This window comes from Microbacterium sp. NPDC058389 (genome assembly GCF_042722305.1).
Taxonomy (GTDB): Bacteria; Actinomycetota; Actinomycetes; order Actinomycetales; family Microbacteriaceae; genus Microbacterium.
The window spans coordinates 94,705-116,586 of record NZ_JBHXJQ010000013.1 but is presented as its reverse complement, the minus strand read 5'-3'; the positions used below and the strand labels follow the sequence as shown (position 1 = coordinate 116,586).

General features: G+C 72.1%; 25 protein-coding genes. 13 read left to right on the top strand and 12 right to left on the bottom strand.

Features of this window, described 5'->3' with window-relative positions:
* Positions 1 to 15 precede the first annotated feature (15 nt).
* Positions 16 to 1,179, top strand: coding sequence for a sugar ABC transporter substrate-binding protein (locus ACFWJ8_RS16130; RefSeq protein ID WP_378813424.1), 1,164 nt, complete (start codon positions 16 to 18; stop codon positions 1,177 to 1,179).
* Positions 1,176 to 2,783 carry a sugar ABC transporter ATP-binding protein gene (locus ACFWJ8_RS16125; protein ID WP_378813423.1) on the top strand — a complete coding sequence of 536 codons (1,608 nt, stop codon included), beginning with the start codon at positions 1,176 to 1,178 and terminating at the stop codon, positions 2,781 to 2,783. Before ACFWJ8_RS16130 ends, ACFWJ8_RS16125 begins: the two co-directional genes overlap by 4 nt.
* Here the strand turns inward: ACFWJ8_RS16125 and ACFWJ8_RS16120 are convergent, their stop codons facing one another.
* Together ACFWJ8_RS16120 and ACFWJ8_RS16115 are read right to left on the bottom strand one after the other, a co-directional pair.
* Positions 2,784 to 3,449 (bottom strand): GntR family transcriptional regulator, encoded by a 666-nt coding sequence (locus ACFWJ8_RS16120; RefSeq protein WP_378813421.1) that lies wholly within the window; start codon positions 3,447 to 3,449, stop codon positions 2,784 to 2,786.
* Positions 3,450 to 3,502: 53 nt separating this feature from the next.
* Positions 3,503 to 4,441 (bottom strand): LysR substrate-binding domain-containing protein, encoded by a 939-nt coding sequence (locus ACFWJ8_RS16115; RefSeq protein WP_378813420.1) that lies wholly within the window; start codon positions 4,439 to 4,441, stop codon positions 3,503 to 3,505.
* A gap of 85 nt (positions 4,442 to 4,526) precedes the next feature.
* Here ACFWJ8_RS16115 and hpaD point away from each other — a divergent pair, with 85 nt between their 5' ends.
* Together hpaD and ACFWJ8_RS16105 are read left to right on the top strand one after the other, a co-directional pair.
* A complete protein-coding gene (hpaD, locus tag ACFWJ8_RS16110; protein ID WP_378813419.1) occupies positions 4,527 to 5,525 on the top strand; it encodes a 3,4-dihydroxyphenylacetate 2,3-dioxygenase in 999 nt (332 codons plus the stop codon).
* Positions 5,515 to 6,261, top strand: a complete 747-nt coding sequence (locus ACFWJ8_RS16105) for a dienelactone hydrolase family protein (RefSeq protein WP_378813418.1) — start codon at positions 5,515 to 5,517, stop codon at positions 6,259 to 6,261. The genes hpaD and ACFWJ8_RS16105 overlap by 11 nt, the downstream gene beginning before the upstream one ends.
* Before the next feature lie 20 nt (positions 6,262 to 6,281).
* Here ACFWJ8_RS16105 and ACFWJ8_RS16100 read toward each other — a convergent pair whose 3' ends face one another.
* The 5 genes from ACFWJ8_RS16100 to ACFWJ8_RS16080 form a co-directional block, all read right to left on the bottom strand.
* Positions 6,282 to 7,106, bottom strand: coding sequence for an MBL fold metallo-hydrolase (locus tag ACFWJ8_RS16100; RefSeq protein ID WP_378813416.1), 825 nt, complete (start codon positions 7,104 to 7,106; stop codon positions 6,282 to 6,284).
* Positions 7,107 to 7,109: 3 nt separating this feature from the next.
* Positions 7,110 to 7,589, bottom strand: a complete 480-nt coding sequence (locus tag ACFWJ8_RS16095) for an SRPBCC domain-containing protein (RefSeq protein ID WP_378813414.1) — start codon at positions 7,587 to 7,589, stop codon at positions 7,110 to 7,112.
* On the bottom strand, positions 7,586 to 7,930 hold the full coding sequence (locus ACFWJ8_RS16090; RefSeq protein WP_378813412.1) for an ArsR/SmtB family transcription factor: 345 nt from the start codon (positions 7,928 to 7,930) through the stop codon (positions 7,586 to 7,588). Before ACFWJ8_RS16090 ends, ACFWJ8_RS16095 begins: the two co-directional genes overlap by 4 nt.
* A 96-nt stretch (positions 7,931 to 8,026) precedes the next feature.
* The gene (locus ACFWJ8_RS16085) at positions 8,027 to 9,229 is read right to left on the bottom strand and encodes a 4-hydroxybenzoate 3-monooxygenase (protein WP_378813411.1); all 1,203 of its coding nucleotides are present in this window, start codon (positions 9,227 to 9,229) and stop codon (positions 8,027 to 8,029) included.
* 93 nt (positions 9,230 to 9,322) lie between these two features.
* The gene (locus ACFWJ8_RS16080) at positions 9,323 to 10,075 is read right to left on the bottom strand and encodes an IclR family transcriptional regulator (RefSeq protein ID WP_378813409.1); all 753 of its coding nucleotides are present in this window, start codon (positions 10,073 to 10,075) and stop codon (positions 9,323 to 9,325) included.
* A 122-nt stretch (positions 10,076 to 10,197) separates the two neighbouring features.
* Here ACFWJ8_RS16080 and pcaH point away from each other — a divergent pair, with 122 nt between their 5' ends.
* The 8 genes from pcaH to ACFWJ8_RS16040 are packed head-to-tail and all read left to right on the top strand — an operon-like array spanning position 10,198 to position 16,697.
* Positions 10,198 to 11,016, top strand: a complete 819-nt coding sequence (gene pcaH / locus ACFWJ8_RS16075) for a protocatechuate 3,4-dioxygenase subunit beta (protein ID WP_378813408.1) — start codon at positions 10,198 to 10,200, stop codon at positions 11,014 to 11,016.
* Position 11,017: 1 nt separating this feature from the next.
* Complete coding sequence (pcaG, locus tag ACFWJ8_RS16070; RefSeq protein ID WP_378813406.1) at positions 11,018 to 11,578, top strand: protocatechuate 3,4-dioxygenase subunit alpha; 561 nt, start codon at positions 11,018 to 11,020, stop codon at positions 11,576 to 11,578.
* On the top strand, positions 11,568 to 12,905 hold the full coding sequence (locus tag ACFWJ8_RS16065; protein WP_378813404.1) for a lyase family protein: 1,338 nt from the start codon (positions 11,568 to 11,570) through the stop codon (positions 12,903 to 12,905). The genes pcaG and ACFWJ8_RS16065 overlap by 11 nt, the downstream gene beginning before the upstream one ends.
* Entirely contained in the window at positions 12,902 to 13,681 is a 780-nt protein-coding gene (locus tag ACFWJ8_RS16060; RefSeq protein WP_378813402.1) for an alpha/beta fold hydrolase, read from the top strand. The genes ACFWJ8_RS16065 and ACFWJ8_RS16060 overlap by 4 nt, the downstream gene beginning before the upstream one ends.
* Positions 13,678 to 14,082, top strand: a complete 405-nt coding sequence (gene pcaC / locus ACFWJ8_RS16055; protein WP_378813400.1) for a 4-carboxymuconolactone decarboxylase — start codon at positions 13,678 to 13,680, stop codon at positions 14,080 to 14,082. The genes ACFWJ8_RS16060 and pcaC overlap by 4 nt, the downstream gene beginning before the upstream one ends.
* On the top strand, positions 14,079 to 14,849 hold the full coding sequence (locus ACFWJ8_RS16050; RefSeq protein WP_378813398.1) for a 3-oxoacid CoA-transferase subunit A: 771 nt from the start codon (positions 14,079 to 14,081) through the stop codon (positions 14,847 to 14,849). The genes pcaC and ACFWJ8_RS16050 overlap by 4 nt, the downstream gene beginning before the upstream one ends.
* Positions 14,846 to 15,520 carry a 3-oxoacid CoA-transferase subunit B gene (locus ACFWJ8_RS16045; RefSeq protein ID WP_378813396.1) on the top strand — a complete coding sequence of 225 codons (675 nt, stop codon included), beginning with the start codon at positions 14,846 to 14,848 and terminating at the stop codon, positions 15,518 to 15,520. Before ACFWJ8_RS16050 ends, ACFWJ8_RS16045 begins: the two co-directional genes overlap by 4 nt.
* Position 15,521: 1 nt before the next feature.
* Positions 15,522 to 16,697 carry a thiolase family protein gene (locus tag ACFWJ8_RS16040; protein ID WP_378813394.1) on the top strand — a complete coding sequence of 392 codons (1,176 nt, stop codon included), beginning with the start codon at positions 15,522 to 15,524 and terminating at the stop codon, positions 16,695 to 16,697.
* Here ACFWJ8_RS16040 and ACFWJ8_RS16035 read toward each other — a convergent pair.
* Positions 16,694 to 17,524, bottom strand: a complete 831-nt coding sequence (locus ACFWJ8_RS16035) for a helix-turn-helix domain-containing protein (protein WP_378813392.1) — start codon at positions 17,522 to 17,524, stop codon at positions 16,694 to 16,696. The genes ACFWJ8_RS16040 and ACFWJ8_RS16035 overlap by 4 nt on opposite strands.
* Positions 17,525 to 17,587: 63 nt before the next feature.
* Between ACFWJ8_RS16035 and ACFWJ8_RS16030 the strand changes: the two genes are divergently transcribed.
* The gene (locus ACFWJ8_RS16030) at positions 17,588 to 18,409 is read left to right on the top strand and encodes a phytanoyl-CoA dioxygenase family protein (RefSeq protein ID WP_378813390.1); all 822 of its coding nucleotides are present in this window, start codon (positions 17,588 to 17,590) and stop codon (positions 18,407 to 18,409) included.
* 22 nt (positions 18,410 to 18,431) lie between these two features.
* Here ACFWJ8_RS16030 and ACFWJ8_RS16025 read toward each other — a convergent pair whose 3' ends face one another.
* From ACFWJ8_RS16025 to ACFWJ8_RS16010, 4 genes are all read right to left on the bottom strand, one after another.
* A complete protein-coding gene (locus tag ACFWJ8_RS16025) occupies positions 18,432 to 18,872 on the bottom strand; it encodes an SRPBCC domain-containing protein (protein WP_378813389.1) in 441 nt (146 codons plus the stop codon).
* Between the two features lie 45 nt (positions 18,873 to 18,917).
* The gene (locus ACFWJ8_RS16020; protein WP_378813387.1) at positions 18,918 to 20,645 is read right to left on the bottom strand and encodes an acyl-CoA dehydrogenase; all 1,728 of its coding nucleotides are present in this window, start codon (positions 20,643 to 20,645) and stop codon (positions 18,918 to 18,920) included.
* Positions 20,646 to 20,807: 162 nt separating this feature from the next.
* Positions 20,808 to 21,320, bottom strand: a complete 513-nt coding sequence (locus tag ACFWJ8_RS16015; RefSeq protein ID WP_378813385.1) for a hypothetical protein — start codon at positions 21,318 to 21,320, stop codon at positions 20,808 to 20,810.
* Between the two features lie 27 nt (positions 21,321 to 21,347).
* The gene (locus tag ACFWJ8_RS16010; RefSeq protein ID WP_378813383.1) at positions 21,348 to 21,830 is read right to left on the bottom strand and encodes a helix-turn-helix domain-containing protein; all 483 of its coding nucleotides are present in this window, start codon (positions 21,828 to 21,830) and stop codon (positions 21,348 to 21,350) included.
* Positions 21,831 to 21,882 lie beyond the last annotated feature (52 nt).

Genomic DNA, 21,882 nt, shown 5'->3' with positions numbered 1-21,882 from the left:
GAACAAGGAGTACCCGTGAACACAGTCCGCTTCTCACGAGCACGCACGATCACCGCTGCGGGCGTCGTCGCCATCGCCGCGCTTGCGCTCGCCGGCTGCGACAGCACCGAAGAAGGATCGGCCACCCCCAGCAGCAGCGCGTCGGCCGAGGCGAAAGGGCTCGCCGCCGACGTCGCCGCCGCCCAGGCGCTGCCCGACAGCTACCCGGTGCCGACCGAGGCGGTGAGCGATGGAACCGCGCTGCAAGGCGCGACCGTCTACTACGTGCCGATCACCCTGCAGTCGCCGCAGTTCGCGGTGACGCAGCAGGCGTTCACCGAGGCGCTCGAGGCGCTCGGCGCCTCCGTCCAGGTCTGCGACGGCCAGGGCACGCCGACCGCCGTCAGCGCGTGCATCGACCAGGGCCGCGACGCGAAGGCCGCCGCGATCGTGACGGATGCCGTCGCCTACGGCGTCGCCGGCAACTCGCTCGACGCGGCCCAGGCCGCCGGCATCCCGGTCGTCATCTCGAACCAGGTGCCCAACGCCGACCACCCCGATTCGGCGACGCTCGCCAACATCCCCGCCGGCGGCACGGCGCAGGCGGTCTCGCTCGCGCAGTGGGTCACCGTCGACTCGGACGGGCAGGCGAACCTGCTCGCGAACATCGGCCAGGACGGCCCGGCGCCCGCCGCGTTCTTCGCCGCCGCCCAGGAGGTCTACGACCAGGAGTGCCCCGACTGCGTCATCGTCGAGAACGGCGTCTCATCGGCGAACTTCCCGCAGATCGCCCCGTCGACGCAGTCCGCCCTGCTGGCCAACCCCGACACGGACTACGTCTACTCGCAGTTCGCGCAGTACCTGCAGCCCACCCTCGGCGGCATCCAGGGTGCGGGCATGTCGGGCAAGGCCAAGGTGCTCGCGGGCTCCGTGCAGCTGGACGACCTCGAGTCGGTCGCCGACGGGTCGCTCGCGGCGGCCGCCGGGCAGGCATCCGCCTTCCAGGGATGGGTCGACGCCGACGTGGTGCTGCGCCTCGTGAACGGCGACGAGCTGCCCGAGTACACCATCCCGACGCGGCTGTTCACGGCCGACAACATCGGCGACATCGACCTCACGGCCGACGCCGAGGCGTCGGGCGAATGGTACGGACCCGTCGACTTCACGGACGAGTTCAAGAAGGTCTGGGGCGTGTCTTGAGCTCGACGCTCACCACGGACGGGCGGCCGGACACCCCGGCCGCCCGTCCGGCGCCCCGCCTCACGGTCGAGAACCTGTGGATCACGTTCGGCAGCAACCGCGTGCTCCGCGACGTCGCCCTCGAGGTGCGTCCGGGCGAGCTGCACGGCCTCATCGGCCAGAACGGATCGGGCAAGTCGACGCTCGCCAAGGTGCTCACCGGCCTCTACCGCCCCGATGAGGGCACCCGCGTCGCTGTCGACGGCCAGGATCTGCGGCTGCCGGTGCGTCCGCGGGAATCGCAGGCGGCGGGCGTCGCCGTCGTGCATCAGAGCCTCGGCCTGATCGGGCACCGCACGGTGCTCGAGAACCTGCGCCTGGGCCGCCTCACCGGCCACGGCATCCTCCGTCGCATCGACTGGAAGCGCGAGCAGTCCGCGGCCGAGGCGGTCTTCGAGCGGCTCGGCCGGTCCGTGCCGCTGGACGCGCGGATCGACGAGCTGCGCGAAGAGGACCGCGCTACGGTCGCGATCGCCCGCGCGCTCCAGGACGCCACACCGGGTCGCGGCCTCATCATCTTCGACGAGTCGACGCGTGCTCTCGGGCGTCGATCGCTGGAGCACTTCTTCGGGATCCTCGACGAGATCGTCGCGACCGGCACCTCGGTGCTGCTCATCACGCACCGCCTGGAGGAGATCGTCGAAGCGGCCGACCGCGTGACGGTGCTGCGGGACGGTCGAGTCGTCGAGGCGGGCCGGGAGGTCGCGGGCCTCAGCGAGGCGGATCTCGCCGCGATGATGCTCGGACGCGGGCTGGAGCAGATCGAACGCGATCGCGACACGACGCCCCACACCGCCGACGACGTGGCCGTCACAGGGCTGAGCGGCCTCGGGGTGAGCGACGTCTCGTTCGCCGTCTCGCGCGGGGAGGTGCTGGGGCTGACCGGTCTCGCCGGCTCGGGGTACGACGATGTGCCGTACCTTCTGAGCGGCGTGACGACCGCCGACTCCGGGACGCTGCGCATCGGGGATGCCGAGCACGAGGTCGGATCGCTCAACCCGGCAGCGGCGATCACGGCCGGCATCGCGCTCATCCCCGAGGGCCGGGATCACGCCGGACTCGCCGGTGCGCTGAGCGTCAGCGAGAACCTCGCGCTGCCCCAGACGAGCAGGTCTTCGCGTGCGCTCCTGCCGCGCCCGCGGAAGGACGAGGGCAGCCTGGTGTCGGACTGGATCGAGCGTCTCGACGTGCGCCCGCCGAATCCGGCGGCGCTCGTGAAGAACCTCTCAGGCGGCAACGCGCAGAAGGTGCTGCTGGCGAAGTGGCTGGCCACCGACCCAGACCTCCTCCTGCTGCACGAGCCGACGCAGGCCGTCGACGTGGGCGCGCGCCACACCATCGTCACGGCGGTGCGCAGAGCCGCTGCGGACGGCCGGACGGTCATCGTCGCCGGGTCGGATGAGAACGAGCTCTCGCTGCTGTGCGACCGCGTCCTCGTGTTCGACGGCGGCAGGGTCGGCCGGGAGCTCTCGGGGCATCAGAGCCCCGACGACGTCGTCGCCGCGATCTACGAGAGCGGGACCAGGGCGAGGCTGCGGGCGCCGCGCACCGCGGACGCCGACTGATCAGCCGCGGTGCTGCTCGGCCTCGAGCGCGGCCTCGTGCTGCGCGATGGCCTCGAGGGTGTTCACCTGGTGCCTCCGCATGGCGGTCTCGATGATCTCGGGCGCCGCCCCCGCTTCGATGAGGTCGAGCAGCCCCTCGTGCTCCGAGATCGACGCCTGGGCGCGACCGGGTGCGTACCAGAACGCGCTGCGGCGCACGAGATCCAGGCGCGTCCACTCGTTGTGGATCAGCTCGCTCAGGTGCTCGTCGTCGCAGCGGGAGCAGATCTCTTCGTGGAATCGCCGGTTGAGCCGTCCGAAGGCCTCGACGTCGTAAGCGGCGAGCGAGGCGTTCAGCCGCTGGTTGAGCGCGCGCAGATCGGCGATGTCGTCTGCCGTCAGATGGGGAGCCGCCAGAGCCGCGGCGAGTCCCTCGATGCGCGCGAGCAGTCGCATCGTCCGCTGCCAGGAGCCGGTGTCGAACGTCTTCACGACGGCGCCGACGTTCGGGATGATGTCGACCCATCCCTCGGCCTCGAGCCGCCGCAGCGATTCGCGCCACGGCACCGATGAGATCGAGTGCTCGCGTCCGAGCTGGTCGATGACGAGCCGGTGTCCGGGACCGAAGGTGCCGTCCATGATCCGCTCTCGCAGGATCTGGTACGCCTGCTCGGCCTTCGTCGTCATGCCGTTCCCTCCGCGGGTCGCCGCCGGCTCTGCGGTGCCCGCTTCGCCCGATCCTATCGACGATCCGCGTCGGCCACGGTGATCCGCCGCGGGTCGTGGGCGATCGCGTCGAGCAGTCGCTGCAGCGGGAGGCTCTCGGGGTTCGCCCGGCGCGCGACCACGAGCGCGCGCAGCGGTGCAGGGGCAGGCGCGATCTGTCGCGGCACGACATCGAACCTCACCAGACTGGTGCCGTCAGCATCAGGGGCGAGCGCGATCCCGGCGCCCGCGGCGGCGAGCGTGAGCGCAGTCTGGATGGTCTCGACCGTGCGGATGCGTCGCGGGATCAGCGCCGCATCGGCGAACAGCCGGTCGACTGCTTCGGGCAGGCTCGGGATGCCGGCGGCCCGGCGGGGCAGGAGCAGCTCGCGTTCCGCGAGATCGGCGAGGGCCACCGGCGTGGCCCGCGTGGACTCGCCGGGGGGACAGGCCGCGACCACGGGAACCGGGCCCCAGTCGAGGATCCGCAGATCGCCGTTGTGCCGGTCGGTGAACGTCCGCGGGTCGCTGACGAGGATCGCGGCGAGGTCTGCCGCGTGGTCGCGGACCTGCTCGAGCGCGGTCCACGGCGGCGTCTCGATGAGGCGCACCTCGACGTCGGGGGCCACGGCGCCGAACTCCCTCAGCAGGCGTGGGACGCGGCTCCACATGAGGGCCGGGACCGCGGCGAGCGTCAGGCTGCCACGCGAGCCGTCCCGGAACCGGGCGAGGGTGCGTTCGGTCTCCTCGGCCTCGCCGAGGATCCGTCCGGCCGCGCCGACGAGGTAGCGCCCCGCGTCGGTGGGCTCGACGCCTCGCGGGCCGCGGACGAGCAGGGGCACGCCGAGCTCGGACTCGAGCCGTCCCATCGCCACGCTCAGGGAAGGCTGCGAGAGGCGGAGCCGGGCCGCCGCGGCGCTCAGGGAGCCGGCTTCGACCACCGCCAGGAAGTAGCGGAGCGAACGCAGTTCCATGTCGGCATCCCCATAGCTCGTAACTATATCCAGACTAGTCGATTGGGGGATTCTGATATGTCGCGTAGATGATGAGACTCATGGCATGACCCTGCCGCGCTGGAATCAGCATCCCGAATTCGACATCACTCGCGCGAGCCACACGGTGCTCACCGTCACCGACCTCGTCCGCAGCCGCGACTTCTACCGCGACGTCGTCGGTCTGGTCGTGACCGAGGAGACGGAGGGCGCGGTCTACCTCCGCGGGCTGGAGGAGGCGGCCCACCACAGCCTCGTGCTGGAGGAGGGCGCGGACGCGCGTGCTGTCGGGGTCGGCCTGCGCGTGCGTCGCGACGACGACATCGTGGCCGCCGAGAACTTCTGCAAGGCGAACAACCTCGCCTACGAGCGGCTCGAGCGTCCGTTCCAGGGCGCGACGATCCGCTTCCGCGACCCCGTCGGCACACATATCGAGCTCACGAGCTCGATGGAGGTCGTCGACCGCAAATACCAGTCGTTCCACGAGTTCACCGCGGGGGCGCCCCAGCGCATCGACCACTTCCAGGTCGTGACGCACGACGTGCAGGCGGCGACGGACTTCTGGTCGAACCTCGGCTTCCGTATGGCGGAGTACACCGCCGCGCCCGGCGGCGACGAGCTGTGGGGCACGTGGCTGGAGGTGAAGGGCAACACGCACGACCTCGTCTTCACGAACGGGCGGGGTCCGCGGCTGCACCACTTCGCCTTCGCCGTGCCCGACGCGAGCGCCATCATCCATGCCGCAGACGTCGCGGGAGCACTGGGCGCGGGAGACGAGATCGACCGCGGTCCGGGCCGGCACGGTCTCAGCAATGCCCTGTTCCTGTACCTGCGCGACCCCGACCAGCACCGCGTCGAGCTGTTCAACACGCACTACCAGTTCATCGACCTCGAGGTGCCGCCCATCCGCTGGGACGTCACCGATCCCCGGCGTGCGCAGCTGTGGGGTATGCCGGCATCGAAGCGATGGTTCTTCGAGGCGAGCGAGTTCCCCGACGAGGCGGTCAGGGAGCCCCTGCTCCACGCGACACCGCAGACTCTCGAGGACTACCTCGGTGTCCACTGAGCCGGGCGGCGGCCTCGTCGAGCGGGATGTGCGCTACGAGGTCGCCGGCGACGAGATGGCCGGCATCCTGGTCCGCCCGATCGCCGACGAGCCGTTGCCGGCGGTCGTGCTGGTGCACGATGCGTTCGGGCTGAACGACGATACCCGGGCGCTGGCCAGGCGTCTGGCGGGGCTCGGTCTCGCCGTGTTCGCCGCGGACGTCTGGGGCGGGCGGCGAACGCCGTCCAGCGGCGCCGAGATCGGGGCTCTGATCGGCGGCATGGTGGCCGAGCGGGACCACTGGATCGCCCGCGTCGCCGCCGCGCACGACGCTGCGGCCGCGCAACCCGAGGTGGCCGAGGACCGCATCGCGACGCTCGGCCACTGCTTCGGCGCCTCGTCGGCGCTGGAGTACCTGCGCACCGGCGGGCGCACCCGCGGCGTCGCGAGCGTGCACGCCGGGCTCGACCTGCTCGCCCCCGGCTGGGACGACGCCGACCCGAGCGCGAGCGTGCTGATCTGCGCAGGCGCCGATGACCCGCTGTCGACGCCCGCGCAGTGGCAGGCGCTCAAGTCCGCGCTCACCGCGCGGGGGATCGCCTGGGAGTTCGATCTGTACTCCGGCGCGCAGCACGGCTTCACCAACCCGCGTTCGGACGACCTCGGGATGCCGGGTGCGGCGTACCAGCCACGCGCTGCCGCTCGCGCGTGGGGGTCGGCGACGGCGTTCCTTCTCGAGGTGCTGGGGTGCCCGTGATCCGATCCGGTCGCCGTGAGTCACGCCTGCGCGTCTCGCTGCCGCAGCGCCTCCCGCTGTGCGGCATGCACGTCGGCGACCCACTCCCACCCCTCGCGGGCGTCCGGGCCGAAGCGCGAGTCGTCGGGCTCACGGCCGGCGCGCAGCGCCTCGACGTACGCGCGGTCCTGTTCGATGCGGGACTCGACCGCGCCCGGGCCGCCGACCGAGCCGTGCCCCGGTACGACGGCCGCCGCATCGGAAGCTGCCTCCTCCAGCAGCGCGAGCGCAGCGAGGTAGTCGCCCAACGGGTCCGCGGTGTCTTCGAGATCGAGCATCGGGACCAGCACGTCCGACAGCAGGTCGCCCGCGACGAGCACACTCCGGTCCTCGATCCACAGCGCCGCGTGTCCGGGCGCGTGCGCAGCGTGCTCGAGGATCCGCACCCGGGGTCCGTCCCACGGGACCTCGACGGCCCCCGCAGCCAGCCCGGTGACGAGGCCGAGCAGATCCATCGGCACGTCGTCCTCGATGCCGGTGCCTTCCAGGTGCGCCACGATCTCGGCCGCGGCGTCGGGCTGCGCCAGCTGCTCCCGCGCGGACGCGGCGCAACGGGCGGTGCCGTACCGCGGCGCGTCGCCGAAGCGGGCATCCCACAGCAGGTGGTCCCAGTGCGGATGCGTCGAGAAGCCCGCGACCACCTCGAGGCCCAGCGCGTCGAGGTCGCCGGCGAGGCAGGCGAGTTCGTCGCGCGTGATGCCCGGGTCGATGAGCAGCGCGCCGTCGCGGCCGCGCACGACCACGGTGTTGCTCTGCACGAAGTCCGCCTCGTGTACGAACACGCCGTCGGCCACTTCGGTGAGCATCGCTCAGCCCTCCTTCAGCAGTTCGTCCAGGGAGCGGTAGCCGGCCTCCATGCCCTCGGTCATGCCGTCGTCGAACATCGCCTGCATGTTCTCCAGCGACGGGAAGAGGCTCCGCCCCACGAGGCGTGAGCGCCCGCCGGGCAGATCCTCGAACCGCATGATGTCGAGGCTCACCTCGTCGGGCGCGCCCTCCCATTCGAAGGTCTGGATGATCAGCTCGCCGGGGCGCGCGGTGTGGATCGAGCCGTGGAACGCATACTCGCCGGGCGTGCCGGGCTCTGTCTGCACGAACCGGTATGCGCCGCCCGAGCGGTGCTCCCACGCGGTGACGGAGGTGTCGTACTTGGCGGGGCCGACCCAGCGGACGTACACGTCGGGGTCGGCGTGCGCGGCGTAGACCGCCGCGGCGGGGGCGTCGAACTCGCGCACGAAGTCGACGACGGGCTGGCCGGGCAGGGTCTCGACGAAGAGGCCGGTGCTCATGGTTCCTTCTCCTCGGATGGGGATGCCGCCAGCACGGCGTCGAGCCGGCGGTAGGCCGCCTCCGCCTGGAGCCGGTAGCGGTCGATCCAGGCGGTGAGGCGTTCGAGTGCGGCGGGGTCGAGGTGGACCGGGCGACGCTGCGCATCGCGCGAGCGCGTGACGAGGCCGGCCGCCTCGAGCACGGCGATGTGCCGCGACACCGCCTGCTTGGTGATCGCGAACGGCTCGGCCAGTTCGTTGACGGTGGCCGAGCCCTGGCTCAGGCGGGCGATGATCGCCCGCCGTACGGGGTCGGCCAGGGCGAGGAACGCCTGGTCGAGCCGGTCGTTCGATGTAGTCAATCTAGACCTTGATCAATTAACATGTTGATTAATGTACCGCGACCGACCGACGTCGTCAACGGGCGGTCCGGGCACGCCGGAGAGGGATCCCGCAGGTCAGTTCTCGTGCGGCCAGCCCGTGTATCCCTCCGCCAGGAAGGCGCGTCCGGCCTGCGACTCGACGACGGAGCGCAACTCGGCGAGCTGGCGCAGCCGGTCGAAGTCCGCGGCATCCGGGGCGCCTTCCGTGCCTGCGGGAACCGTGCGATGGAGCATGCCGGTCATCCACCATGAGAAGTGCTGCGCCTTCCAGATGCGCGTGAGCGCCGTCTCGGCGAAGGCGTCGACGAGCCGCGGGTCGTTCTCGAGCAGCAGCGCGCGCAGCGCGCGCTCGAGCAGCACGACGTCGGCCACCGCGAGGTTCATGCCCTTCGCGCCGGTCGGCGGCACGGTGTGCGCGGCGTCCCCGACGAGCACGGCGCGGCCGCGGCGCAGGTGACGGGCGACGAAGCTGCGGAAGCGCAGCACATCGCGCTGCACGATCGGGCCCTCGAGGAGGGCCGTGCCCGGCACGCGCCGCTGCAGGATCTGCCAGATCTCCGGCTCGGTGAGGGTGTGCGGATCCACGTCAGGGTCGCATTGGAAGTACATGCGCTGCACGGTGGGGCTCCGCTGACTGACGAGTGCGAAGCCGTCCGCCGAGTTGCTGTAGATCAGTTCCTCCGCGCTCGGCGGCGCTTCGCACAGGATGCCGAGCCACGCGAACGGGTACTCGCGGAAGTACCCGTTGCGCGAACCCGAGACCGCATCGCGCACGACACTGCGGGACCCGTCGGCGCCGACGACGAACTCCGCCTCGATCTGCAGGCCCTCCCCGGCGCCGGTCGTCGCGTACACGACCGGACGGTCGCTGTCGACGCCTTCGACGCGCACGGCGGCGGTCTCGAAACGGAGGTCCTGCCCGTCGGCCAGGCGAGCCGCGATCAGGTCCTTGAGCGCTTCGTGCTGCGGGTACAGCCACACGCTGCGACCGGTCAGCGCGGCGAAGTCGATGCGGTGGCCTTCGCCGGCGAACTGCAGTTCGATCCCGTCGTGCCGGCTCCCGGCCGTGAGCACACGACCCGAGGCGCCCGATTCGCTCAGCACCCGCACCGTCTCGTGCTCCAGGATCCCGGCGCGGACGGTCGATTCGATCTCGTCGCGACGGCGTCGCTCGAGCACGATCGAGTCGATGCCGGAGGCCGCCAGCAGGTGCGCGAGCAGCAGCCCGGCCGGTCCGGCGCCGACGATGGCGACTCGCGTGCGGACGGTCGTGGTCATGGCGTCTCCTTCGACGGATGTGTCGACACACAGTGTTGAGGGGGGGGGTGGATGCCGCGGCATCCACTTCTCCCGTTCAACAGGAGTCAGCGATCAGCGTCGTGCGCCCAGGGTGCGTTCGATGTCTCGCGCCGCCGCGAGGAGCTCTCGCAGGGCGGCGTCAGCGGGCTCGTCGCGCGGCAGCACGACCGACAGGGCGGCCGTGACCCCGCCGGTCTCGTCGTGGACGGGCACGGCGACACCGGTCGACACCGCTTCGATGAAGCCGGGAGCGACGGCATGGCCCACTGCCCGCACCTCGGCGAGCTTGCGGCGGAGCACGGCGGGGTCGGTGATCGTCTCGCGCGTGGTCGGCGCGAGCGGGCCGGCGAGGATGCGCTCCTGAAGTGCGCGATCGGCGTAGGCCAGCAGGACGAGCCCTGACGACGAGGCGTGCAGGGGCAGCCGTCCGGCGATGCGGGCGACGTTGGAGCCGGAGCCCGGCCCGCTCAGGCGTTCCAGGAACAGCGCTTCGTCCTGTTCGAGGATCGCGAGCTGGGTGTGCTCGCGCACGCGCGACTGGACCACTTCCATCGCCGGCAGTGCGGCCTGCCGGAGCCGCAGCGCATGCGACGAACGGGTCGCGAGCTCCCACAGCCGCATGCCGACACGGATGCGGCGGTCTTCGTCGCGCTCGAGCAGGCCGGCATCCACGAGTTCCCCGACGACGCGGTGCGCGGTCGACGGCGGGAGGTCGGCGCGGCGGCCGATCTCTGCGGCCGTCTGCACCGTGCGAGTGGCGGTGAACGTCTCGAGCACGCGGATGAGGCGGTCGGTGACCGAATCGCCCGACGGTGAGTTCGCCATGCGACGATGCTCCCACAAGTGGGAATTCGATTCCCATTGAGTGGGAGAGCGCTGCTGTCGATCCGCGGCACCGCGCACGATTCCCTGAGCCCGGAGTCCCACCCGTGTCGAAGGAGACACCCATGACCGACACCCTCGGCAGCGCCGCTGCGGCGCCCGAGAAGATGCTCGCGGCGCCGGAGCAGGTGTCGCAGCGACGCATCACCGACGAGATCCTCGGGCTGCACACGGCGTACGCGGCGCGCGAGGCCGCCGGTGAGCAGCTGCCGGCGACGATGCACGACTTCCCGCCCTACCGCTCCAGCGTCTTGCGGCATCCGACGAAGAACCCGAAGCTCGTCGACCCCGAGACGATCGAGCTGCTCTCGCCCGCATTCGGGCAGCGCGACGTCGCGGCCATCGAATCCGACCTCACCATCCAGCACGCCGGAGCACCGCTGGGCGAGCGCATGACCGTGCGCGGGCGCGTGCTCGATTCGTGGGGCCGTCCGCTCGCGAACCAGCTCGTCGAGCTGTGGCAGGCCAACTCCTCGGGTCGCTACATCCATCAGCGCGACCAGCACCCGGCGCCCCTGGACCCGAACTTCACCGGCGCCGGTCGCGCGATCACGAACGACGACGGGGAGTATCTCTTCACGACGATCAAGCCGGGACCCTACCCCTGGAAGAACCACGCGAACGCCTGGCGCCCCGCGCACATCCACTTCTCGATCTTCGGATCGTCGTTCACGCAGCGGCTGGTCACGCAGATGTACTTCCCGGGCGACCCGCTGTTCCCGCTGGACCCGATCTACAACACGATCTGGCGGCAGCAGGACCGCGATGCGCTGGTCGGCGTGTACGACCACGACCTGACGTCGCCCGAGTGGTCGACCGGATACCGCTTCGACATCGTCGTCGACGGCCCCGACGCCACCTGGTTCGAACCCGAGGAGCACTGACATGGCGGTGCCCGTCAAGACCCACCGCCCGACGCCCGGCCAGACGGTCGGCCCCTTCTTCGCCTACGGCGTCGAGTACCCGAAGATGAACCAGGTCGCGTCCCCGCACGCGCCGGGCGCGATCCTGCTGCGCGGGACCGTCTACGACGGCGCCGGCAGCCCGATACCCGATGCGTTCGTCGAGATCTTCGGCGCCGACACGGACGGGTCGGTGCCGCGCGCGCGTGGCGCGTTCCGCCGCGACGACCACACCTTCACCGGCTTCGGGCGCGCGTTCACGGACGACGAGGGCCGCTACGAGTTCTGGACGCGCAACCCTGGGGCAGGAGCAGGGGCCGCGCCGTTCTTCGCCGTGATCGTGTACGCGCGCGGCCTGCCCGACAAGCTTCATACCCGCATCTACCTCCCCGACGACGTCGACGCGCTCGCCGCCGATGCGCTGCTGGCCTCCCTGGCCGCCGAAGATCGCGCCACCCTGGTCGCGACGCGGACGCCCGAGGGGTGGCTGCGCCACGACCTCCGCCTGCAGGGCGAGAACGAGACGGTGTTCCTTGTCTATTGACGACGGTCTGCTCTCGCCCGTCACGGTCGGGCACGACGACGACGTGACGGACGCCGCCGTACTGCGCGCTCTTGTCGAGACCGAGCTCGCCCTCGCCCGCGCCTGGGCCCGCGTGGGCGCGTCGGACGACGAGACGGCGCACGTGATCGCCGCGGCTCTGGCGGAAGGGGATGCCGGCGGCCCGGCCGCGATCGACCCCGCCGCCGCGCGGCAGCTCGCCCAAGCCGCCCGCGCCGGCGGCAACCCGGTCATCCCGCTCGTCGCGGTGCTGCGGCAAGGCGTTCCGGCGCACGTTCGACCGTGGGTGCATCGCGGCGCGACCAGCCAGGACATCCTCGACACTGCGCTCATGCTGACCGCCCGCCGCGCCGGGGCGCACATCGTGTCGTCGCTGCGAGAGACCGAGGCATCGCTGACGCAGCTCGCGGTCGACGAGCGCGACACCGTCGCCGCCACGCGCACCCTCACGCAGCACGCCGTGCCCACGACGGTCGGAGCACGCGCCGCCGGCTGGGTGCGCGGCCTCCGTCGGGCGCGGCTTCGGCTGGAGTCACAGGTCGCCCAGCTGCCGGCGCAGCTCGGCGGCGCGGCGGGCACGCTGGCGGCGTTCGTCGAGACCGGCGGAGGGGATGCCGCCACCGCCCTGCCCGCCGCGTTCGCGGCCGAGCTGGGCCTTGCCGCCCCGGAGGCGCCCTGGCACACCGAGCGCTGGCCGGTGACCGAGCTCGGTGACGCGCTCACGCAGGCCGTCGACGCGCTCGGCGTGTTCGCGGCGGATGTCGCGACGCTGGCCCGCACCGAGATCGCCGAGCTGGCGACCGGCGCCACCGGGGGGTCGTCGGCGATGCCGCAGAAGCACAACCCGACGGACGCCGTGCTGATCCGTTCCGCGGCCGTGCGCGCGCCCCACCTGGCTGCGACACTGCACGCCGCCGCCGCACTGGCCGTGGATGAGCGGCCGGACGGCGCGTGGCATGCGGAGTGGCCCGCACTGCGCGAGCTGCTGCGCCTCGCGCTCGGTGCGGCCGCGCACGGCGATGCACTCGCGGCAGGCCTGCGCGTCGACCGGGCCGCGGTCGCGCGCAACCTCGCCCTCACCGGTGCCGCGATCGTGAGCGAGCGGCTGCGCGCCGTGCTCGTCCCGCTCATCGGCCCCGACCGGTTCGCCGACCTGCTGGCCGCGGGCGACGGCACGCTCGACGATCGCGTCCGTCGCCTTCCCGAAGCGGCGGGGCTCGACCTCGACGACCTGCTCGACCCGGCCCGCTACACCGGCCTCGCGGCGGGATTCGCCGATGCCCTCGACGCCGACGAGGAGAACGCATGACCGTTCCCGCCCTCGCGCTCACCGCCTCGATCGGCCCCGCCGGCGCGCCGCTCGTCGTGCTGGGCGCGTCGCTCGGCACCTCGACGATCCTGTGGGACGACGTCGCCCCGCTCCTCGCGGAGCACCTCCGTGTCGTGCGCTGGGACCTTCCCGGTCACGGGGCGGCGGCTGCGGCATCCACGTCCTTCACCGTCGCGGACCTCGCCGACGCCGTCGCCGGTGCGGTCGACGAGCCCGCGTTCCTCTACGCCGGGGTCTCGCTCGGCGGCGCGACCGGACTGGAGCTGCTGCTGCGCCACCCGGACCGGGTCACCGGCGCCGCGATCGTCGCGTCGGGCGCACAGCTCGGTGATCCGGCGGCCTGGCATGAGCGGGCCGCACAGGTGCGTGCGCAGAGCACGTCGAGCCTCATCACCGCCTCGGCCCAGCGCTGGTTCGCGGAGGGGACGATCGCGCGACGCCCCGAGCTCACCGGCCGGCTGCTGCACGCCCTGCAGGACGCCGACGACGAGAGCTACGCGCTGTGCTGCGAGGCGCTCGCCGCGTACGACGTGCGCGATCGGCTCGCCGAGATCGAGGCGCCCGTGCTGGCGCTGTCGGGCGAGCACGACGCCGTCGCGCCGGAGCCGAAGGCGCGCGAGATCGCCGAAGGCGTGGCGTGCGGCGAGATCGTGACGATCCGGGATGCCGCCCACCTGCCCCCGGCCGAGCAGCCCGTCGCGGTCGCCGAGGCGTTGCGGGAGTTCTTCGGACGCGCAGAAGGAGAGAACCGATGACCAGACCCCACGGAGAGGGACTCACCGACGAGGAGCGGTACGACCAGGGCATGCTCGTGCGCCGCGCCGTGCTGTCGGACGCGCACGTCGACCGCGCGAATGCGGCGACGACCGAGCTGACCGGTGACTTCCAGGACTTCCTCACGCGTGTCGCCTGGGGCGACGTGTGGTCGCGGCCCGGGCTCGACCGCCGCTCGCGGTCGATCGCCGTGCTCACCTCGCTCATCGCGCACGGCCATCACGAAGAGCTTGCGATGCACCTCCGCGCCGCACTGCGCAACGGCCTCACCGTCGGCGAGATCCGCGAGGTGATCCTGCAGTCCGCGGTCTACTCCGGCGTCCCCGCGGCGAACTCCGCCTTCCGGATCGCGGCCGACGTGCTCGCCGAGGATGGCGCATGATCGACAAGACGGTGGCGGATGCCGCAGCCGCGGTCGCCGGCATCCCCGACGGCTCGGTCGTGATGATCGGCGGCTTCGGTCGTGCCGGTCAGCCGGTCGAGCTGATCGACGCCCTCATCGCCCAGGGCGCGTCGGAGCTGACGATCGTGAACAACAACGCGGGCAACGGCGACTCCGGTCTCGCGGCGCTGCTCGCCAAGAGGCGCGTCCGCAAGGTCGTGTGCTCGTTCCCGCGCCAGCAGGACTCGTGGGTCTTCGACGACCTGTACCGGGCCGGGCAGATCGAGCTCGAGCTCGTCCCGCAGGGCAATCTCGCTGAGCGCATCCGCGCCGCGGGAGCCGGCATCGGCGCGTTCTTCACGCCGACGGGCGTCGGCACGGAACTTGCCGCAGGCAAGGAGGAACGAGAGATCGACGGACGCCGGTACGTGCTGGAGCACCCCATCCGCGCCGACTACGCGCTCGTGTCGGCGCTGCGGGGCGACCGCTGGGGCAACCTCGTCTACCGCGAGACCGCCCGCAACTTCGGACCGATCATGGCGGCCGCGGCGACGACCACCATCGCACAGGTCGACGAGGTCGTGCCGCTCGGCTCGCTCGACCCCGAGGCGATCGTCACCCCGGGCATCTTCGTCGACCGGGTGGTCGCCGTGGGGTCGCGGACCTGGCTCGTGGGAGGCGAACTCGTCGGGGGAGTCGACATCGCGGGTCGCCCGCGGGCGGCCGCGTCTGCAGGCTCGGCGACCGGGACGGGGGCCGACCGGTGACCACCCGCATCTCGCGCGAGCAGCTCGCGGCGCGCATCGCCGCCGATATCCCGGAGGGGTCGTTCGTGAACCTCGGGATCGGCGCGCCCACCCTCGTGGCAGACCACCTGCCGGCCGGGCGGGAGATCATCCTCCACACCGAGAACGGACTGCTCGGCATGGGTCCCGCGCCCGAGGCCGACCGCATCGACCCCGACCTCATCAACGCCGGCAAGCAGCCCGTCACCGCGCTTCCGGGCGCGGCGTACTTCCACCACGCCGACTCGTTCGCCATGATGCGCGGCGGGCATCTGGACGTGTGCGTGCTCGGCGCTTTCCAGGTGTCGCAGGACGGCGACCTCGCGAACTGGTCCACGGGGGTGCCGGGCGCGATCCCCGCCGTGGGGGGCGCGATGGACCTCGCGATCGGCGCCAAGAGCGTCTATGTCATGACGGACCTGCTCGCCAAGGACGGCTCGTCCAAGCTCGTCGCCGCGTGCACGTATCCGCTCACCGGCGTGGGCTGCGTGGCCCGCGTCTACACCGACCACGCCGTGTTCGACGTCGAAGGCGGCCGGTTCCTCGTACGGGAGGTGTTCGGCGACAATACCGTCGAGACACTCGCCGAGCTCACCGGACTCGACCTCGGCGTGACCGAAGCGGCGACGACGCCTGCTTCTGAAGGGACCTGACATGCCTGCGACGTTCATCTACGACGCCGTCCGCACCCCGTTCGGCCGCGCCGGCGGTGCGCTGGCTGGCGTCCGGCCCGACGACCTGGCCGCGGTCGTGATGCGTGCGACGATCGAGCGCGCGGGACTCGACCCTGCCCGCATCGACGACGTGATCTTCGGCGACGCGAACCAGGCGGGGGAGGACAACCGCGACGTCGCGCGCATGGGTGTGCTGCTGGCAGGCTTCCCGACCACGGTGCCCGGGGTCACGGTCAACCGGCTGTGCGGATCGTCGGTCGAAGCGGTGATCCAGGGCTCGCGGGCGATCGAGGCGGGAGACGCCGACGTGGTGCTCACGGGCGGGGTGGAGTCGATGAGCCGGGCTCCGTACGTGGTCGAGAAGTCGCCGCGCGCATACCCGAGCATCGGCAATCAGACGATGTGGAACACGGCGATCGGCTGGCGCATGACGAATCCTGCGCTGCCGCCGGAGTGGACGATCTCGAACGGCCAGTCCGCCGAGAAGCTCGCCGGGCTCTACGGCATCGACCGCGATGCGCAGGACGCGTTCGCGCTGCGCAGCCACCGCCTCGCCGCCGCGGCGTGGGCGGCGGGGGTCTACGACGGCGAGATCGTCCAGGTGCCGGGGGCCGTCCTCGCTCGCGACGAGGGCATCCGCGACGATACGACGCTCGAGGCGCTCGGCGGACTCCGCCCGCTGTTCGGACGCGACGGGGCGGGCACGGTCACGGCGGGCAACGCGTCGCCGATCAACGACGGCGCGTCGGCCGTGCTTCTCGCCGCGGAGGGAGCGGTGGATGCCGAGCCCCTGGCCCGCGTCGCCGGTCGAGGTGTGTTCGGCAACGACCCGGACGTATTCGGGGTCGCGCCGGTCGAGGCGGCGAACCGGGCGCTCGCGCGCGCCGGGCGCACGTGGGCGGACGTCGACGTGGTCGAGCTGAACGAGGCGTTCGCGTCGCAGTCGCTGGCCTGCCTGCAGGGGTGGCCGGACCTCGATCCTGCGCGCGTCAACATCCACGGCGGGGCGATCGCGATCGGCCACCCGCTCGGAGCGTCCGGCGGCCGCATCATCGGCCACGCCGCGCACGAGCTGCGGCGCCGCGGCGGCGGCGTCGCCGTCGCCGCCATCTGCATCGGCGTCGGCCAGGGCCTCGCTGTCGTGCTCGAACGCTAGCGGGCCGCCCGTGCCGCGCGGTACGCCGTCGGGCTCATTCCGTGCAGCTTCGAGAATCGCCTCGAGAAGTACAGCGGGTCGTCCCAGCCGACATCGCGCGCGATCTCGCCCACGGCGCGGTCGGTCGAGGCCAGCAGCTGCGCGGCGCGCGTGAGGCGCTCGCGCTCGACGTACTGCTGGGGCGGCATCCCGAGGCTCTCGGTGAACAGGCGGGTGAGTCGCGAGGGCGACAGGGTCGCGACGCGGGCGAGCGCCGGCGCGCCCAGGTCCGCCGAGAGGTCGGCGCCGATGTGCTCGACGACGCGCAGCAGGCGCTCGTCCATGCGGCCCCGCAGCGGATTCTGGGTGTCGAGCCACAGCAGGGCCGACTCGAGCGCGTTCACCGCGAACAGCTCGGACTGCGGCAGCGAGGCCGCCGACGACCGTGCGCACGCGCGCAGAGATGAGAGCACGCGCGGTCGGATCCCGCCGGGCGCGTGGACGACGCCGACGCCTCCGGCCTGCTGCGGCCACTCCAGCAGCGGGGTCCACTCCGCGCGCGGATGGAAGTGGGCGAACGCGAGCGCCCACGACCCGGCGTCCGGCACGGTCGCGTAGTCGTGGCGCGCCTGCGGACGCAGCAGGATGCAGTCGCCAGGATGCGTGACGACGTCGCCGGTGGGACCGCCGACCCGTCCCGACCCCGCGATCGTGTGGATCAGCAGCCAGTCGGTGGTGCCGTGGGCCCGCCACGTCGCGTAGTCGCGGCCGCCCGTGAACTCGCCCGCCACCACCCGCACGACCTGCGGATGGGGTGTCTCGCGGTGCTCGACCTGCGATGCGATCACAGCAGGATCGTCCATGTCATCGCCCGATCATCCCATGGTGAGCGCGGGCGCGGCAGAGCAGAGTTGCCGTCATGTCCATCATCACCACTTCCGCCCCCGGGCATCGCGGCCGACTACGCGGAGCACGGCGTCGTGCAGCTGCGCGGTCTCCTCAGCTCTGCAGAGGTCGCCGAGATCCGCGACGTCTTCATGGAGCAGGTCGACCGCGACCGCAGCATCGGCCACGACGACAGCATCCCCGACGACGACATCCTCGCCCGCTACCCGAGGTTCATCCATCCGCACCGGCGCACCTACCTCGCGATCGGCGAACTCGCCCGCCGCTGGATGCTCGACCCGCGCATCGTCGGGCCCGTCACCGACATGGTCGGACCGGTCCACGCGGCGCAGTCGATGTTCTACTTCAAGCCGCCGACGGCACGCGGCCAGGCGCTGCACCAGGACAACATCTTCCTGCAGGCCCATCCCGAGACGTGCATCGCCGCCTGGGTCGCGATCGACGACTGCGACGGCGAGAACGGCGGCCTGAAGGTCGTACCCGGCTCGCACCGGTACGAGATCGTGTGCCCCGATGAGGCCGACCCCGAGCAGTCGTTCACGAGCACCGAGATCACGCTGCCCGACGGCTTCTCGACGGTGCAGACCGAGCTCGCCGCGGGCGACGTGCTCTTCTTCCACGGGAGCATGGTCCACGGCTCGGGGCCCAACCTGTCGGCCGACCGGTTCCGCCGCTCGCTGATCTTCCACTACGTGCCGGTCGACAGCACCGAGATCTCGAGGTTCTACAACCCGCTGCTGCGCCTGGACGGCACCGAGGTCACGATCGCCGAGACCGCCGACGGCGGCGCCTGCGGAGACGGATGGATGCCGGCGGCCCCGCACTGAGCAGCGCCGAGGACCGCGGTCGTCAGCGCGCCGCGAGTACGCGGTCGAGCTTCGCGAACGTGCGCCGCCAGCCGTCCGCGTAGTCGTGCGCCGACGTGCCGCGGAGCTCGCCGTGCACGAACCGCATCTCGGTGTCGGCGCCGTCGGCCGTGAGGCCCACGCTCACGCGTGACGTGTTGCCCGGCTCGCTCACCCACGACCACGTGAAACCCAGCGCGGCGGGCGGTTCGACGTGCAGGTACACGCCTTCGGACGTGTGCGCGTCGCCGGTGGCGTCCTGGAACGAGACGACGAAGCGGCCGCCGACCTTGACGTCGAGGGTCGCGGCGGTCACGGCGCCGTCGGGATCCGATCCCCACCACCGGGCGACGAGCTCGGGGTCCGTCCACGCGCGCCACACGGCTTCCCGCGGAGCGCGGAACCGGTGCAGGATCTCGATCGTCTCGGTGGGCTGCTCGGCCATGCGCCACACAGTACCGCCCGCCGGGGACGCCGTCTCCCCTCCGGATCAGGCGATCTCGCCGCCGGCGACCGTCTCGGCCAGCGCGTGCACGCGGGAGAGGTGGTGGGCGCCGTAGAAGTCCGCCGAGGTCAGGCGGGCGGCATCCCTCGCCTCTTCCGATGCGTGCGACGCCACGGCGGCGACGGCGAGGCCGTGCATCCAGCCGCCCGCGAGCGTGCCGAGCATCAGCAGGTACGGCACGCTGACGGCGTACGCGTCGCGGGGTGAGCCGGCGAAGCCGAGCAGGTCGGCGGTGGCGCGACGGGATGCCGCGACGGCCCGCTCGAGCCGGTCGGCGGTGCGGGCGGCGACGGCGCCGTCGTGCCCGCGCAGCTGCGCGACGGTCGCGTCGATCTGCGTGAACAGCTGTTCGGCCGTCGCGCCGGCGTCGCGGATCAGCTTGCGACCCACGAGGTCGTTCGACTGGATCGCCGTGGTGCCCTCGTAGATGGGAGTGATGCGGATGTCGCGGTAGTGCTGGGCGGCGCCCGTCTCTTCGATGAAGCCCATGCCGCCGTAGACCTGGATGCCCTCGCTCGTGGTCTGCACGGCGTCCTCGGTGGTCCAGCCCTTGAGGATCGGCACGAAGAACTCCGCGAGCGCGGCCAGCGATTCGTCCTCCTCCGCGCGGTCGAGCAGGTCGGCCGTGTAGACGCCGAGGGCGCGCATCGCGAAGATCTTGCTCGACATCGACAGCAGCAGGCGGCGCACATCGGGGTGCTCGGCGATCGGCGCGCGGCCGTCGCGGCCGAGCACACGGCCCTGGACGCGGTCCGCGGCGTAGGCGGCGGCCTCCTGGTAGGCGCGGTCGGCGATACCGGTGGCCTGGAAGCCCATGCCCGCACGCGCCGAGTTCATCATCACGAACATGCCGGCCAGCCCTCCGCCGAGCTCGCCGACGAGGTAGCCGGTGGCATCCTCGTACGCGAGCACGCACGTGGGGCTGCCGTGGATGCCGAGCTTGTGCTCGATCGACACGGTCGTGACCGCGTTGCGCCCGCCGAGGCTGCCGTCCTCGTTCACGAGGAACTTCGGCGCGACGAACAGCGACAGTCCGCGCGCGCCCTCGGGCGCTCCGGGCGTGCGCGCGAGGACGAGGTGCACGATGTTCTCGGCGACGTCGTGGTCGCCCCACGTGATGAAGATCTTCTGGCCGCGGATGCCCCAGCTGCCGTCCTCGCGCTGCGTCGCCGTGGTGCGGATCGCGCCGAGGTCGGTGCCGGCGTCCGGCTCCGTGAGGTTCATCGTGCCGGTCCACTCGCCCGACACGAGCTTCGTGAGGTAGGTCTCGCGGATCTCGTCCGATGCTGCCGCGTCGAGGGCGTGGATCTGTCCGGCCGTCAGCAGCCAGCACAGCGCGAAGGCGGCGTTCGAGCCGTTCCAGATCTCGCCGAGACCCGCGCGGATCGCTCCTGGCAGCCCGTCGCCGCCCGCCGAGACGGGGGCCTCGGCCGTGACCCAGCCCGCCTCGACGAACGCCCGGTAGGCGGCCGCGAAGCCGTCGGGCAGCTGCACCTCGCCGTCCACGAGGCGCGCGCCGACGCGGTCGCCCACGGACTCGAGCGGCGCGATGACGGATGCCGCGAACTCGCCGGCTCCGGCGATGATCTCGGTCGCGTCGTCGGCGGTCAGCTCGCTGTCGGTCGCGCGCGCGACCAGATCGAGCCCGAACGCCTCGCCGTACAGGAAGGCGTAGTCGTCGACGGGGGCGGTGTACGAGGCTGCGGCGGCCATGCCGGACTCCTGACGTTCAGAACCGTGGAACTGCGGTTCAGTGTACGCGAGACTGAGTATCAAGCGAGTGCGCGTGGTGCCCGGGATCGACGCCGGAGCGCGCCGACGGACGGCGCAGGGCCGGGGTCCGGCATGCGCTCGGCGTCGCGCGGTCAGGCGGGGTCAGGCGGCGAGGGCGCGCAGGTGCGCCGAGACCCGTTCCGCGAAGGCCGGGCAGCCGGCGGCGACCAGGGCGTCGGTGAGGGAGTCCGTGGGCAGCCCCGCAGCGCGGCGGCGCTCGACGTCGTCCTGGCGTCGTCGCGTCAGTGCGCGCACGCTCGGGCCCGACTCGTCGTCCACGAGGCAGAGGAACTCGTCGGGCGTCCAGTGCTCGTCGGGGCCTCCGGCCCCGGCGTGCGACGCGGGCGCGAGGTGCACGTCGCTCTCGGTCGCCCCCGTGACCTCGTCGAGGACGGCACGCAGCAGGTGCTCGCGACGTGCGGCGGTGCTCGCGTCAGCCGCCTGATGGCTGGTGCGCCACTCGAGAGTGGCGGCCGTCAGCTCATCGGGCGAGGTGTGCAGCTGAAATGCGCCGTCGGTCTCGTCGCGCAGCATCGCCAGCCAGCAGAACGGAGTGGGCGTGGCGAGGACGTCGGCATCGACGAAGAAGCGCTGCGGCACGGGGGGATGCGGCACAGGGGACAGACTACCCAGCCGTGCCTGTCAGTCGGCTCCGAATTCCTCGTCGAATCGCAACAGCGCCTCGAACGCCTCGCGGCGCTCGCGCGCGCGGGTCTTGCGCAGCGCGAGGACGTCGCTCGTCCGCAGCCGGGTGTGGCTGCCCGCCATGCGCGAGGGCAGCACGCCGTCGCGCACCATCTTCATGAGGGTGGGGCGCGAGACGCCGATCAGCTCCGCCGCGACCGTCGTCGTCAGCTCTTCGGGGAGGGCGGTCACCGACACGCTGCCGCGCGCGAGGCCCACGAGCACCTGGAACAGGAACGTGTTGAGGTCCGGGCCGAGCGCGACGCCCTCGGTGTCTCCGCTCACGAGCGCGAGGCCTCGTGAGCCCGGCTCCTGCGCGCGCCGCACCAGGTCGGCCGCCTGCGCGCGCAGGTCGTCGTCGACGAAGACGGTTCCGTTCGTCAAGAGCACGGTCATCATGGCCCCCCAGCCCGTGCCGCGCCCGGAAACGACGCGCTGCACGCTCACATCATACGCAGTTGCACTTACAGGTGAAGGCTTTGCGGATGCATCT